Source organism: Pseudonocardia sp. NPDC049635 (assembly GCF_040659795.1).
Taxonomy (GTDB): Bacteria; Actinomycetota; Actinomycetes; order Mycobacteriales; family Pseudonocardiaceae; genus Pseudonocardia.
The window spans coordinates 1-13,744 of record NZ_JBFAON010000029.1 but is presented as its reverse complement, the minus strand read 5'-3'; the positions used below and the strand labels follow the sequence as shown (position 1 = coordinate 13,744).

Genomic DNA, 13,744 nt, shown 5'->3' with positions numbered 1-13,744 from the left:
CGTCCCCGTCCCGGCCGTGGTCAGCCTACGGTGGCGCGCGCACCGCCGGGCACGGCGACCTCGGTGCGGCGGTGTCGCCACAGCGACCCGCCCAGGACGACCAGCGCGAGGGCGACCGGAAGTGCAGCGCACCGAAGGCACTCCTCCGGGAGCAACGCCGCGAGCAGCGGGGCGAGCGAGCCGGCGACCAGCAGGATCGCCGCCGGGCGCGGGACGACCCGCCCGCGCCACAGACCGAACCCGAACAGCACTCCGCCACCGGTGAAGAGAACACCGGAGATCGGGCCGAAGATGCCGAGCGCACCGACATCACCCACCGGTTCGCCACCGCTCGGGATGCCGATGACGTCGGTGACGAACAGGGGCGCTATCCCGACGAGCGGCGGGAGCACGACGGCCTCGGTGAACGTGTAGGACGCCGTGAGCAGATGGAAGCCGGCGAGCAGCAGATAGCCGACGAGACCGGGAACACCGCTGCGTTCGACCTGCACCAGGTACAGACCGGTGATGCCGACGAGACCGGCGACCGCCATCGCGAACGTGAGCGCGCCGACCACCGACCAGCGCCCGGTCGAGACGCTCGCGAGTTCCTCGGACGGATGGACGAACTGGATTCCGGCGAACAGCACCCCGGTGGTCACGGCCGCGATCGCAGCCGAGTCCGTCAGACCCGCTCTGGTGATGTGCATGAAGGTCCCTCTCGGTCGTCGACGCAGGTGTACGCCGTACACCTCGATCGTGGTGTACGGCGTACACCACGTCAAGCGCCGACGTGTCGGACCGGGCTCGCGGTCACCTCGATCCGTGCCGGTCCGTGACGTTGCGCGGAACGGTCGCGCTCCCGCTCGGGTCAGCCCCGGCGACCTCGTCCCAGGACCGTCGCCCGAACGGCTCCAGAGCCGCTCCTCGACTCGCCGCACCCGCCACGTGGAACGTGGATCAGCCGCTCCCGCCACCTGCGCGCGCGGTCACCCGGAGCCGGGACGCATCCACCCGCCGGTACGGAGCGGAGCGCTGCTGCGGCGGGAGCGGGTGGACTGCCGGGGAAGCTCCGGTCGGTGCCGCCGGGGCCGTTCCCGAGCAGCCCGGTCGACTGCACCGCGTGCACTCGCGGGCACCGAACCTCCCGTGAACCGGCGGCGATCGCCGCAGCGGCCCCGGCACCGCCGGCCAGCGCGCTGCCGCCATGGACCGGGTCGCTCCGTCCGCCGGGATCAACGTATATCGCGCGGCGGGGCTTGCGGCAAGACCTCCCCCGTCCCCCAGGATCGACGCCGTTCCCGCCCGGGAACGCGGATCGACAGAATGCGGGGGATCGACCATGACGACGGCTCCGGAGCCGTTCGCGGTGTACGAGGCGGGCACGTTCCTGCACGGGACCAGGGCCGACCTCGCGGTCGGCGACCTCCTGCTCCCTGGCCGCCCCTCGAACTACGAGCAGGGGCGGATCATGAACCACGTCTACGTGAGCGAGACGCTCGACGCCGCCGCGTGGGCCGCCGAACTGGCGCCCGGTGCGGCACGACCACGCATCTACCGGGTGGAGCCCACCGGACCGCTCACCGACGACCCGAACGTCACCGACAAGCGGCTCCCGGGTAATCCGACGCGTTCCTACCGGACCGGCGAACCCGTCCGCATCGTCGGCGAGATCGAGGACTGGACCGGGCACACTCCCGAACAGCTGCGGTCGATGCGGGACACCCTCGCCGATCTGCGCCGGCGCGGCCTCGCCGTCATCCACGATTGACCTGCGCCCGGCCGGCCCCGCACACCGCCGGACGAGCGGTGTGCGGGGCCGGCCGGGTTCACCGCGCGCCGGTGGCGGGGGTACCGCTCACGGCAGCACCTTGTCGATCTCCGGGGCGAGCAGCTCGGCGGCGCGTTCGGCGGTGATGACGTCGGCCGGATCCGGCCGGGTGATCTCGCGGGAGGCGGCGTCCTCGTAGACGTGCTCCCCGATCAGCCGGCAGCGCTCGTCGTAGGGCCAGACGAAGGCGAGCGTCCGGCGGAGCAGGTAGATCTCCGACGGGTCGTCACCCGCCTGCACGTTGCCGAAGGCGCTCTCCCCGAGCATGGGGGCCGGGACGAACGCGTTGAACACGACCTCACCGGAGAATCCGTTGTCGTTGACCGCGATGTCCTGGTCGGCGACCCACATGACCAGCGCGTTGGCCGCGACGAGCGACTCGTAGAACGCGGTCACCTCAGCCATCCCGTCGAGCACGATCGACTGGCCGCCCTCGTGCAGCCGGTACTGCGGGTGCTCGACGGTCATGTCCGGTGCCAGCAGCTCCTGGTACCGCCCCGAGACCTCCAGCAGCCCGTGCCGTCGGTAGTTCTTCAGGATCGCCCGGTGGCGCGGGTTGTCGATGTTCTCGAGCTGCTTCTCCAGCCCGGCGAACATGGTCACGAACTCGTGCTCGTAGCGGCTCATGTGGTGGTCCCTCCGTCGTTGGTGGTGATCGAGAGGCTCGCCCGCGGGATGTGGCCGGTCCAGGACACGTTCCGGCCGGGCCGTGAACCATGCGGTTATCACCGCAGGTGTATCCACCCGGGCCGGCCATGGGGTGCGACACTGGCCGGCGGGAGGTGTCGACGTGGACCTCAACCTGCACCTCGTGCGCTATCTCGTGACGGTCGTGGACGAAGGCCACTTCGGGCGCGCCGCCGCCTCGTTGTTCGTCAGCGGCCCGGCGCTGAGCAAGCAGATCCGCACACTCGAGCGCAAGCTCGGCGTGGAGCTGCTCGACCGCAGCGCCCGTCCGGTCGTCCCCACCGAGGCGGGCCGGCGGTTCCTGCAGGAGGCGCGCGACGCCCTGGTGGCCGCCGAGCGGGCCGTCGCCGCCGTCGAGGCCTACCGCCGCGACGCGCAGGGGACCCTGCGTCTCGGGTTCATGAGCGCCGCCACCGGTACGCACACCCGGCGGATCCTCGACCACCTGGAACGCGCCGGCACCGGTGTCACCGTGCAGCTCGTGCAGCTGCCCTGGCACGAACAGGCGAGCGCGGTGCGCGACCGCGGTGTCGACGCCGCGCTCGTACGGCCGCCGATCGCCGACCCGTCCGGGCTGCAGCTGGACGTGGTGCGCGAGGAACACCGTGTCGTGGCGCTGCCGGCGGATCATCGGCTGGCCACCCGGTCCTCGGTCGTGCTCGCCGATCTGGACGGTGAACCGCACGCCACCGACGACCGGAGCGACGAGCAGTGGGTGCGCTGGTGGGCCTGCGACCCACGCCCCAGCGGCGTGCCGGTGCGCTACGGGCCTGCCGTGCACACCATGGACGAGCTGCTCGAGGTCGTCGCGGGGGGTGAGGCGATCGCGATCACCGGTAGTTCGGTGGTCGACAGCTACCGGCACCCCGAGGTCGTCTTCGTGCCGGTGGCCGATGTCGCCCCCTGCCCGATCTCGCTCTGCACCCGCGACGACACGCGCTCATCCCTGATCACGGCGCTGCGGCGGGCGGTGCGTGCGGTACGGCAGGAGACCGCGGCCGACGGTCCGCTCCGGCCCCGTGCGGGGAGCGGACCGACCTGACCGCCGGCCGCCCGCGCCGCGGCGACGCCGAGGTCGGCCGGGCAGCCGGGCCGGCCACCGGTGCGCCGGGATCTGCGTGGGCCCGCAGCCCGTTATCCTCGACCGACGAACGCTTCACCGGACCGTGGCGAGAGGTGGACCAGAGTCGGATGGGCGACGAGCTGATGCAGATCGGTCAGGTGGCGACCCGCATCGGCCTGTCGCTGCGGACCATCCGCCACTGGGACGACGTGGGCCTGGTGACTCCCTCGGCCCGGTCGGCCGGCGGGTTCCGCCTCTACACCGAGAGCGATGTCGACCGGCTCGCGTTCATCAAGCGGCTCAAGCCGCTCGACTTCAGCCTCGACCAGATCAAGGAACTGATGGCCACGGTCGACGGGCTCCGCGGGCGGAGTGGGCTCGACCCCGAGCGGGTCGAGGACCTGCTCGGTCGCCTCGCCATGTTCCGGGCAGCCACCGACAGCCGCCTGGAGACCCTGCGGCACCAGGTCGACAGCCTGGAGTCGTTGTCCCGCGACCTGAAGACCCTCGACGCCGACGCCCGGTCACAGGGAGCGTCGCAGGCTCCCTGACACGGGCAGCCGCTCCGTGGCGAGGTCGGCACCCCGGCCCGAGGGCCGGTCCACGGGCTGTGCGGCTCTCCCGGGAACCTTCGCGGCGCCGGCCGGGACACCGCCGCCGGGTCTGCGGCGCAGTTCCGGCACCGCCACATTCTTCCATCCCATCGCCCGTCGTTCGACCAGGAACCAGGACGCCACGGCGAGCGGAAGCGTCGCCAGCAACCCGACACCGACGAACAGCGCCGTCGGGAGCACGGAGAGCACCGTCAGGTTCAGGACCTGCTGCACCGGCCAGTGGTAGATGTACATCCCGTAGGACACGTCGTGCCGCATCGACCAGGACAGCCGGCGGCGGGCGCCCAGCCAGAGGAAGACGTAGGCCAGCGGGGCAGCACCCAGCACCCGGTAGTCCTCGAACAGGGCCACGCCGAGACCGAACACCACGACGGCCGGGCCCGCGAGCGCACCGTGGGCCGGGATGCGGTCACCGAACCGGTAGGCCACCACCCCGAGCAGGAACACGAACCCGAGCCGCAGGACGCGGTCGTTGACCATCGTCTCGGCGCCCGCCTCCTGCGCCACGGTCAGTGCGGCGAAGGCCCCGGTCACCACCAGGACGCTCCACCGGTGCCGCCGGAGCAGTCCGAGCACCCCGAGGCCGAGCACCAGCGCGTAGCACGCCGCCTCGAAGAACAGGGTCCACAGCGCGCCGTTGAAGCTGCCGTCCGCCACGGCCGGGTCGAGGATCCCGCCGATCTCGTACTGGACCATCAGCAGGCCCGCGTTGACCATCACGAACCGCATCGCCGACGGAGCCTCGGTGAAGGCCGTCGTCGCCGGCATCCCGTGCAGCGCGGCCGCGGCCGGAGCCACGACGAACGCGATCACGAGCAGGCAGACCCAGAAGCCCGGCATGATCCGCAGGAACCGGTGCCAGAGGTAGCGCAGCGGTGAGTCGAGCCGCAGGAAACTCCGCGTCACCAGGTAGCCGCTGAGGATGAAGAACCCGTCCAGGGCGAGGTCCCCGACGGAGGTGTTCCCGATGACGGGCTGCGCTCCGGTGTGGATGTCCATGCCGTGGGTCACCGCCACGGTCACCGCGAAGATCAGGCGCAGGACGTCGAACGCGTTCCGGCGCGGATCGAAGCTGCCTGCCAGTGTCCCCACGAACGCCCCCTGAACGCGGCTCTGCACGCGTCCGCCACCGACGGACGTATCGAAACATTACCCTTACGTTAGAGGAGAGTCTGGGGACCGCCCCGAGCGACCCGATTCCGGCGACATTGCAGTTCAGAGCACCTTTCAGGCTGCAGCAACCCCCGTTGCGGCAGAACCAGCTCTCAGCGAAATCTCACACGCCTGCAAATTGAGCGACCGAGAGCGGCTCGCCTCGCAGCGTTACCCGACCTCGAGGTTGCGCATCGTGATCAGCGCCGTCGCGCTCATCGTCTCCGTGCCGGAGTCCAGTACGACCACGTCTGCCGCCGCGACCGACGTGGAACGACCGGCCCTCACCACACGGCCACGGGCGAGGACCGTGTCGCCCCTCGCCGGCGCGAGCAGCTTCACCGTGTAGTCCATGGTCATCGACGTCCAGCCGGGCGGCAGGAGGGTGCCCGCGGCCGATCCACCCGCGAAATCGGCCAGGGCGCCCAGCACGCTCCCGGCGACGTGGCCGTCGTGCTGGGTGTGCTCGGGCCGCACGGCGAGCACCAGTTCGGCCGCGCCGGGGGTCAGCGCGCCCACGCGCAGTCCCAGGTGTGCCGCGGCCGGCATGGTGCGCAGGGCCCGCCGGACGGCTGCGCCGAACTCGGAATCGGGGGTCTCCATCAGTCTCCTTCGACGTCGGGTCCCACCGTCACGCCGGAACGCATGCCGGTGTCGGACCCGTGACCGGGTTGCGGGTGCGTGCGCCGACCTGCGGCCGGGCTCGAACCGCCGACCAGTCGGGCCCGTGGCCTCACCGTGGCCAGACAGGTCGGGACGGGCAAGCCGCAGGTGCCGATCGGTCGATCGGCCGGCCCTATCGCGCCGGGTCCGACGACTGCCGCACCCGCCGGGTGAACGGGCCCGCCGCCTCCAGCGCGCCGAGCAGCGCCTCGACCAGCGGCGTCCGTCCCGCGGTCCGCCATACGGCGTGCAGGGTGAGCGTCGGTGACGGCGCCGTCAACGGCAGCGCGACCAGTCCCTGCGCCGGAGCCCGCTCCGCCCGGGAGGCCGAGGTGAATCCGATCAATCGACGGGCGGACACCAGCACCCCGGCCGCCACCGGGTCGTCGACCTCGGCGGCGACTCCGAGCGTGACGCCGGCCCGGGCGGCGGCCCCGGTGATCGCGTCGTGCATCGCCGGGCTCTGCTCCCGGTGGAACAGCAGGCACGGCTGGCGGTCCAGCATCCGGATCGGCAGCTCGTCGCGGTCCGCCCAGGGGTGACACTCCCCCACCACGGCGACGAGCGGGACGGTCATCAGCTCCGTCGAGGACAGCTCCGGGCTGAGCGGTCTGCCGTAGACGAAGGCGACGTCCAGCTCCCCCGACAGCACACCCTCCAGCTGGGGCCCGGTCCGTCGTTCCCACAGCTGGGTCTGCACGCGGGGGTGTTCCGCCTCGAGCGTCGCCAGCACGGCGGGAAGAACGTCCTGGCCCGCCGGGAAGTTGAAGCCGATGCAGATCGTGCCGGCCCGCCCCGATGCCACGGCGCGCGCTGCGGCGACCGCCCGGTCCGCCTGTTCCAGGAGCATCCGAGCCTCCGCGCGGAACGCCTCACCCGCGGGAGTCAGCCGGACCTCGTGGGAGGTGCGCCGCACCAGCTGGACACCGACGTCACGTTCCAGTCGTTGCAGCTGCTGGGACAGCGAGGGCTGCGCGAGATGCAGCCGCCGGGCCGCACGACCGAAGTGCAGCTCCTCGGCGATCGCCAGGAAGGCGCGCAGGTACCGGAACTCCACGTGCGCTCCCTCCCCTCGCGGAGGTGACGGTAAGCCCCGTCGGTCGTCTCCGGACGACCGACGAGCGTGCGGCAGGAGAACGGTGGGTGGACGGCGGCGGCTTCTCACCAGCCGGGCCTTGCGGCGGATCGCCGCTGGAGAGCGCGCTCCGAGCTGCCGCTACGCCCCCTGCCGAGGCCCGAGGTAGTCATGGGACTCGACGATCTCGCCACCGCGAACGCGCAACACGAAGATCGCCGGGAGGACGAACCGGCCGGCTCCCCCGCCTGCGGAGGCGGCGAAGGAGAACTCGACGGTGACGACCTCGGGGTCGGCCGCCGGGATGACCACCGCCTGCTCGACGGTCAGGCTGTCGAGCCTGCCGCCGAGACCGGTGAAGAACTCACGCACCGACTCGCGGCCGGTCCGCACCACCGGCGCCACCGGAGCGAACCGATCGACGACCCGGACGTCCTCCGCGTAGAGCGCCGCGGCGGCGTCCCAGTCGTGGGCGGCGAGGGCGCGGGAGAGAGCCTGGAACACCTCGGTCGGAGCGGTGGGAGTGGTCACCATGGACGCAGATCGTGCCGGATCGGTCCTGACCGGGTACGACCGCGCGGCCGACGCCGGACCGATCCGCCGGGCGTCCGACCCGGCCCGCGCGGAGCCCGGGCAGGTTCCGGGTCGCAGTATCCGGCGGAACCGGGCCCCCACGCAGGTGGTCGAGCACGTCGCGCAGCTCGTCATCCTGGCCCGCCGTCTGCAGCAGGCCCACGCGTGCCGGGCGGGGTCGTGCGGGATTTCAGGAGCGGCTATCCCCAATTCTGTCGACGCTGGTCAGGTTCGGTAACACCGCGCCGGAGGGGGGCCGATACGGGTGACGTCATCGCGATCACCTCCCACCAGTTCGAGGGACACTGTCATGAGCTCCGTCTACCGAGCGATCCTGGCCGGACTCGCCGCGGCCCTTCTCGCCGCCGGTGGTGGTGCGGCCCTGGCCGTGACCACGGCCTCCGTCCCGGCGACCGCGGCTCCGGTGACCGCCCCGGTCGCACCGGCGGAGCGTGCGGCGATGAACCTGCCGGCGGTGTCCGCGGTTGACGCCGTCGTCGGTGCTCGGGCCGCGGTGGAGACCGCCCGGGTCGCAGCGGCCGAAACGCGTTACACCTGTGAGCCCACCGCGGATGCCCGCGTCGTCGACGGGATCATCGTGAACAAGGACTGCCCCGACCTGCACGCAGCCAGGGAACGGGCGCAGCGCGAGTACGCCGAGCAACTCTCGATCGGCGACAGCGCCGTCGGCCCCGACTACTGCGACCCCTCCACCGGCATGAAGCTGGACGGGACACCGTGCCCGTCGGGGCAGGTGCAGTACGAGTACTGGACCGACCCGGGCGAAGCGGCACTGCAGGCCTGCCGGGAGCAGACCGGGATGACGACCGGCGAGTGCCGGGCCGACGCGGCCGCCGGTAACGCGAACTGAGACCCGAGCACGCTCCGGATCCGCTCCGGAGCGCCTCCTGGTCGCGGCATGTCCGTTGCGGGAGCCGGCCAGACGCCACCAGGATCCGGCGCGACCCGGTACTCCTGCTCGTCGAGCAGCAGGCCGTGAGCGTGCGTCGGAACGTCGCGTCGACGCACGTGGATCGAGGCGAGTCGGGATCGGGGCGTCGCCGCAAGGCCGACGACGTAGCGGAGGTCCGCTTTCCTCGGGGGAACGCCCCGGAAGGCGGCAACGACGGCAGGAGGCGGCCACCCGGCCGTCGAGGTCCGGAACGGATGGCGATCGAGATCAGCGCGTCCTCGGCGTGGGGCGGGTTGGCGATCAGCTCGTCGACGACGGTCTCGACCGACGGCGGAGCAGGTTCACGTCAGCAGCCTGTTGCGTTCGGGTACATGAAGCAGAACTGCTCGAGCTGGCTCGACCCGCTGGGAGCGGTGGGGGCGAGGAGAGAGGAGAGCTGCCCGAAGGGGCTTTCCTCGATCGCCGCCTGGACCTGGTTGATCTTGACCGTCGCCCAGATGATGACGATGAGGAACGTGATGGAGGCGATGCTGGTCGTCACGTAGGCGATGACCCGGAGGGTCCGCATCGAGCGGGATTCACTGCACGACGCAACGGGGCTCCACGGCTGCGTGGACTGCGCCATCGGTTGTGGGCCGTACGGGCCCGGACGGGCTGGGTGAGTCACGCCTACTCAGTCGATGTTCGAATCCGACGCGCTACATCGAGGCCAGCGGTCGCAAGCCAGCCACTCCAGGGCCCGCTCGGCGTCGCCGGACTCGAGACGGTGCGGACCGGGCGGCCCGCTCGCCACTCGAGGCGCTCGGCGTGCTCGGGACCGGTGGGATCGGCGACAACGGCCTGGAAACCCCTCACACCCGCATCGTGAGGACGACCGCGGCGACGGTGATGGATCAGGGCGGTGTCGACGCTGGCGGAGGTGCGGAAGCGGCGACCGAGTCGTCGTACAAAGTACGACGTAGATCGCTGAGGTGGTCGACCCGCGCTCGCTCTACCTGCGGGAAATGCTCCTCCGATTGGACTCGAACCAATAACCGCCCGAACCAAGATCCACAGTAGCAGTCAGTGTCCGACATCTACCGTCGGCTCTCCTGCGCTGCGGCGATCGGGAGACGTCGCGTCCGTCGGTCGGCGACGGGGCGCGTCATTCGCTGTTGTTTTCTGGGAGTTTGCTGGGGCATCCGCCGACCTCTCGATGGCAGTCCGGCAGCACCTCAACGCATGCGGCTCACAGTTGAGCTTTCAACACATCCACTTCGCAGCCGGAACGAAACGGATCGAGCCCGTGCTCGACCAGCCAGCGGACGCCCCGCAGACTGCGCAGCGACCACCATGCGCGAATCACCTCACGATCGACATCGAGCCCGTAGCCCGTGACGACGGCCTCCAGATGATCCTGGTGGCCGATCGTCATCGTGGCGAGGTCGTACATGGCGTCGCCTGCGCTCGCCTCTGACCAGTCGATCACGCCCGTCACGTCGTCACCGTCGACGAACACATGCTCAGCCTGCAGGTCGCCATGGGTGAAGGCCGGAGCCCAGGGTCGCAACGCGGCCTCAGCGATCCGGCGGTTGCGGCGGACCAAATCGGCGGGCAGAACTTCGTTCGCAATGATCCACTCGCATGTGACGTCGAGTTCCGACGAGATGTCGTGATGATCTCGGCAAGACCACGTCGGTAACGGAGCGTCGTGCAGGACGCGCACGACGGAACCGGCAGAGGCCCATGCCTGTTGCGAGGCGGTTGATGGTTCGCCGAGCCGAGCGAGAGGCCGCCCGGGAAGAGCAGCGAGCGCGAGCACGGGCGGCGCGCGCCACAGTATGTTCGGCGTTGGAATCGGCGCTGCGTTCAGCGCGGCTACTTCGGTGTTACTGCGCTCCTGGTCAATATCGATCTTCAGAAAGACGTCGCCAGCTCGCACTGTCACCCGTTCGTGGTGGGCGGCTACAACGTCGACGCGGTCCCGGGTGGTCATTGCTCTCGACAATAGCGGGCCACGCACTAGAGATCCCCTCAGTCAGACCCCCGCTCTCCTAACGCGAACCCAACGCGCTCTCGACCTGCTCGTTCGCCCCGACCGTCCTTCTGACCAGTGCATCCAGTGCAGCGCCGTGTCAGCAGGTGTCGCGCCGTCGTAGACTGGATGTGCCCCACGTGTGCCCCAGGGGCGCGCTCCCCCGCGACAGCAACTGCCATCGTCGAGAGCAGCCTTCCGACGAACCTTCGTCAGCAGTCGCTTTCGGGGACCAAACCCTGCTCGCAGGCGTACTGCATCTGAGTCTCGCCGCTCGTTGGGGCACGGCCGGCAGCGGCACCAGGGTCCAGGTACCCCTGGTACTCGTCGCACAATGGGTCGAACTGCCCGGCTGTCATCGCCCGCTGGGCGCAGCCACCATCAGACGTGGCCTCAGCCTCCTCCGCGGACTGCGGGCCCTCGCCACGGCTGGCCTCCTCCCGCGTCCGCGCCCTCTCCTCGGCCGCCTTCTTCTCGGCCGCTGCAACCCGGACCCGGGTCGTCGCGATCGCCTCGATCACCGCCGCCCTCAACTCGGATGAGCCCGCATCGACGCGGGGCAGCAGACCGGCGGCGGGTGCGGACTGGCCGATCGTGGACGGAGCCGCCGGATCGAGGGCGACTCGGTCCGCGCCCGAGGCAGCGCTGCACGCCGCGGTGGCCAATGCGCCGGCGAGGACGACTGCTAGGACGTAGCGGCCGATACCCATCGTTGCCCCCGGTTCGCGACACCCCCACGAACTGGGGTTCTGCCCGATGTCTCGCGAACAGCTCATCGATGGTTACTCTGCTCGACGGATCCTCCCCACTTCTGATGAAAAGTGGCGTGAACGGCGGGCCGATAGTCATGGAACCTCTAACTTTTAGGGTGACCATCGACCCTAAATTTTGGAGGTACACGATGCTCTCCGGTCTACAGCCTGGCGACCGGCTGCGACGCCGCGAAGTACACGAACGGTACGGCGGCCGACGCCAAGGGGGGATCGGTCCGTCGAGTCAGACCCCCGCCGTGCTGTTCTTTACCGACCCCTCGACCGGGCGGCAGCACGGCTACTACGACGGCTGGGGCTCTGACGGGCTGTTCCACTATGTCGGGGAAGGCCAGCGCGGCGATCAACAGCTAACCCAGGGCAACAAGGCGATCCTCAACCACGCTGAGGACGGTCGATCCCTGGAGGGGTTCCAAGCCGAGGGCACCTCGGTGACCTACTTGGGCGAGTTCTTCCTGGTTGACTACTACTTCACCGATGCGCACGAAACGGGCGACGTCAACGTGATGCGCCAGGTCGTCGTCTTCCGCCTCCGCCCAAACACCGAGGTGCCCATCAGCCTCCCATCTCTCCCTGTCCCACCCCCACGAGAACATGATGTCGCAAACGTGCCGGTCGAAGAGCGACACACCGAACGAGCGCACGTGACACCAAACCGTGAACCCTACGAGGCGGAACGCAAGGAGTCCGGCCTGGTTGAGCGGTACCGCCGCCACCTCGAACTCGACGGACACACCGTCAGCCGCCTTCGGGTCGTCCCGGCCGGCGAGTCACGCCCGCTGTACAGCGATCTCTGGGACGAGACAACGAGCGAGCTCGTGGAAGCCAAGGGGACTGTCACTCGAGATGCCCTGCGGCAAGCCGTCGGACAGCTCTTCGACTACGGCCGCTTCGTCGACGCCACAACTCGCGCCGTGCTCGTACCGTCCCGACCGCGAGAGGACCTGATCGCGTATCTCACCGCTGCCAAGGTCAGTGTCATCTTCCCGGAGGGCCCAGCATGGGCTCGCATCAACGCCGAACCGTGACGGTCGACTCTTTCGTCCCGAAGGCGGCGACGCACGATCAGTCTGTGTCGTCTGATGATGCCCAGAACCCACTGAGCTGGCAGTTCGTAACGCGGAGTCGTTCGGCGTGGCGACTAGTCCCTGTGCGTCCGCTCCGGATTCGCTCCGGCTCGACAGCGCAGGAGGACCGCGGTCCGGAGAGTCCCCGGTCCAGGTGTCGGTGCCAGCGAGTTCGCCTGAGCAGTGCGCGACCTACCGGCCGGGTCCGGAGCACAAGCCGGAGACCTTGACGAAGCTGCCATCCGCTCAATTCCGCCCCGACAGCTCGTTGAACTTAGACTCAAGAAGCCGCTGAATTTCCTCCTCAGATCTTTCTTTCGCTAGAGCTCGAAAACATGGACAAGACACAACGGGATCCGACTGGCCGCCAATTACGCAAACCCAGACGCCAAATATGCGAAGTTTCTGAACCCCAAGAGATATTGATTCTTCGCCCGGTATGGGAATCTTGCCCGCTATGGCTCCCGCAATCTTTCCTTCCAGGGACGTGAATCCAAGAATTTTTACACCAGCGACGGCCGCTAGCGCGCCGACTGCGCTATGTGCTTCTGATTTGACCTGCTCCATGCCGTCTGCGATCTCTGCAATGAAATGGCAAGATGCGCGTCGAACCTTCTTAGGCCTAACGACACCCCAAAGTACGGCATTCAGCTGGTTTGCGACTACTTTAGACCAGCCGTCCGTGAGTACTTCGGTCGCCGCGTCAACTACCTTTTGAGGGATACGCTCGCTCTGCCGGTCAAGCCTGACCGCCGCCCGCGGTGCCGGGATCTGATCTCGCGTCCTCGCGCGAGGTGGGACCGGGTGACGTGCATAGCTCGTACCCGGTGCGGCGGCCCGGCGCTTCTGTGTGTAGCCCCTTACCCACGTCCCGTCGCGACGGTAGTAGCCGTCCACGGAGACCCTACGTTGTTGTGCCATGACAGCTCGACCTCCGCGGCCCAAACATTGCACGATAACAATCTGACCAATTGTGCAGACTCGGCCACGAAGTCGTGGGGTGCGAGTGACTAGGCAGACGATTGGTGCGAATGAGAAGCCTGATTCCAGTGCACGCGGCGCAGTGCCGGTCCGCTGGTGGGATACCATCAAGCCGCGCAACGACCCCCAAGTCTCAAGGGGCTGACGAATCCAGCGATCGACGAGATCTTCTGGGAACCACGCAGGCTGCCTAATCACAGGCTTTGAGACGGCGCTGACCAGCGGTAACCGTCCGCTGACGGTCAGCGTCGTTCCTCCTTCAGGTGGTGTCAACGGATCCTGAAAATTGACCCCCGTGGGGTCCGGGGATTTTGACCCCCCGAGTGGTCTGTCAGTCCTGGTTGCTGCGTTGCTTGGCGAGG

Annotated in this window: 15 protein-coding genes; 6 read left to right on the top strand and 9 right to left on the bottom strand. The window is 69.3% G+C overall.

The features are described 5' to 3' along the window. Nucleotides 1-20: 20 nt before the first annotated feature. Complete coding sequence (locus tag AB0J24_RS24845; protein WP_358685477.1) at nucleotides 21-641, bottom strand: hypothetical protein; 621 nt, start codon at nucleotides 639-641, stop codon at nucleotides 21-23. A gap of 680 nt (nucleotides 642-1,321) precedes the next feature. Here AB0J24_RS24845 and arr point away from each other — a divergent pair. Continuing rightward, complete coding sequence (gene arr, locus AB0J24_RS24840; RefSeq protein ID WP_358685474.1) at nucleotides 1,322-1,750, top strand: NAD(+)--rifampin ADP-ribosyltransferase; 429 nt, start codon at nucleotides 1,322-1,324, stop codon at nucleotides 1,748-1,750. A gap of 87 nt (nucleotides 1,751-1,837) precedes the next feature. Here the strand turns inward: arr and AB0J24_RS24835 are convergent, their stop codons facing one another. Then, complete coding sequence (locus tag AB0J24_RS24835; protein WP_358685472.1) at nucleotides 1,838-2,437, bottom strand: hypothetical protein; 600 nt, start codon at nucleotides 2,435-2,437, stop codon at nucleotides 1,838-1,840. A gap of 163 nt (nucleotides 2,438-2,600) precedes the next feature. On the opposite strand from AB0J24_RS24835, the gene AB0J24_RS24830 reads away from it, so the two are divergent. Next, nucleotides 2,601-3,539, top strand: a complete 939-nt coding sequence (locus tag AB0J24_RS24830; RefSeq protein ID WP_358685470.1) for a LysR family transcriptional regulator — start codon at nucleotides 2,601-2,603, stop codon at nucleotides 3,537-3,539. Nucleotides 3,540-3,673: 134 nt separating this feature from the next. Then, nucleotides 3,674-4,111 (top strand): MerR family transcriptional regulator, encoded by a 438-nt coding sequence (locus AB0J24_RS24825; RefSeq protein ID WP_358685467.1) that lies wholly within the window; start codon nucleotides 3,674-3,676, stop codon nucleotides 4,109-4,111. On the opposite strand, the gene AB0J24_RS24820 is transcribed toward AB0J24_RS24825, so the two are convergent. The 4 genes from AB0J24_RS24820 to AB0J24_RS24805 all read right to left on the bottom strand — a co-directional run bounded on the left by AB0J24_RS24820 (nucleotide 4,085) and on the right by AB0J24_RS24805 (nucleotide 7,598). After that, nucleotides 4,085-5,266 carry an acyltransferase gene (locus AB0J24_RS24820; RefSeq protein ID WP_358685464.1) on the bottom strand — a complete coding sequence of 394 codons (1,182 nt, stop codon included), beginning with the start codon at nucleotides 5,264-5,266 and terminating at the stop codon, nucleotides 4,085-4,087. The two genes, AB0J24_RS24825 and AB0J24_RS24820, sit on opposite strands and share 27 nt — an antisense overlap. A 231-nt stretch (nucleotides 5,267-5,497) precedes the next feature. After that, on the bottom strand, nucleotides 5,498-5,929 hold the full coding sequence (locus tag AB0J24_RS24815; RefSeq protein ID WP_358685461.1) for a PaaI family thioesterase: 432 nt from the start codon (nucleotides 5,927-5,929) through the stop codon (nucleotides 5,498-5,500). 193 nt (nucleotides 5,930-6,122) lie between these two features. Beyond that, entirely contained in the window at nucleotides 6,123-7,046 is a 924-nt protein-coding gene (locus AB0J24_RS24810; protein ID WP_358685459.1) for a LysR substrate-binding domain-containing protein, read from the bottom strand. Nucleotides 7,047-7,205: 159 nt separating this feature from the next. After that, complete coding sequence (locus AB0J24_RS24805) at nucleotides 7,206-7,598, bottom strand: nuclear transport factor 2 family protein (RefSeq protein ID WP_358685457.1); 393 nt, start codon at nucleotides 7,596-7,598, stop codon at nucleotides 7,206-7,208. Nucleotides 7,599-7,947: 349 nt separating this feature from the next. Here AB0J24_RS24805 and AB0J24_RS24800 point away from each other — a divergent pair, with 349 nt between their 5' ends. Together AB0J24_RS24800 and AB0J24_RS24795 are read left to right on the top strand one after the other, a co-directional pair. After that, the gene (locus AB0J24_RS24800; protein ID WP_358685455.1) at nucleotides 7,948-8,508 is read left to right on the top strand and encodes a hypothetical protein; all 561 of its coding nucleotides are present in this window, start codon (nucleotides 7,948-7,950) and stop codon (nucleotides 8,506-8,508) included. 296 nt (nucleotides 8,509-8,804) lie between these two features. After that, nucleotides 8,805-9,095 carry a hypothetical protein gene (locus tag AB0J24_RS24795; protein ID WP_358685453.1) on the top strand — a complete coding sequence of 97 codons (291 nt, stop codon included), beginning with the start codon at nucleotides 8,805-8,807 and terminating at the stop codon, nucleotides 9,093-9,095. 683 nt (nucleotides 9,096-9,778) lie between these two features. Here AB0J24_RS24795 and AB0J24_RS24790 read toward each other — a convergent pair. Continuing rightward, nucleotides 9,779-10,525: an aminoglycoside phosphotransferase family protein gene (locus AB0J24_RS24790; RefSeq protein WP_358685451.1), complete on the bottom strand. Its 747-nt coding sequence runs from the start codon at nucleotides 10,523-10,525 to the stop codon at nucleotides 9,779-9,781. Between the two features lie 251 nt (nucleotides 10,526-10,776). Beyond that, nucleotides 10,777-11,274: a hypothetical protein gene (locus AB0J24_RS24785; RefSeq protein ID WP_358685449.1), complete on the bottom strand. Its 498-nt coding sequence runs from the start codon at nucleotides 11,272-11,274 to the stop codon at nucleotides 10,777-10,779. Nucleotides 11,275-11,342: 68 nt separating this feature from the next. Between AB0J24_RS24785 and AB0J24_RS24780 the strand changes: the two genes are divergently transcribed. Continuing rightward, the gene (locus tag AB0J24_RS24780) at nucleotides 11,343-12,362 is read left to right on the top strand and encodes a hypothetical protein (RefSeq protein ID WP_358685447.1); all 1,020 of its coding nucleotides are present in this window, start codon (nucleotides 11,343-11,345) and stop codon (nucleotides 12,360-12,362) included. A 285-nt stretch (nucleotides 12,363-12,647) separates the two neighbouring features. On the opposite strand, the gene AB0J24_RS24775 is transcribed toward AB0J24_RS24780, so the two are convergent. Further along, nucleotides 12,648-13,298 carry a hypothetical protein gene (locus AB0J24_RS24775; protein WP_358685445.1) on the bottom strand — a complete coding sequence of 217 codons (651 nt, stop codon included), beginning with the start codon at nucleotides 13,296-13,298 and terminating at the stop codon, nucleotides 12,648-12,650. Between the last annotated feature and the right edge of the window lie 446 nt (nucleotides 13,299-13,744).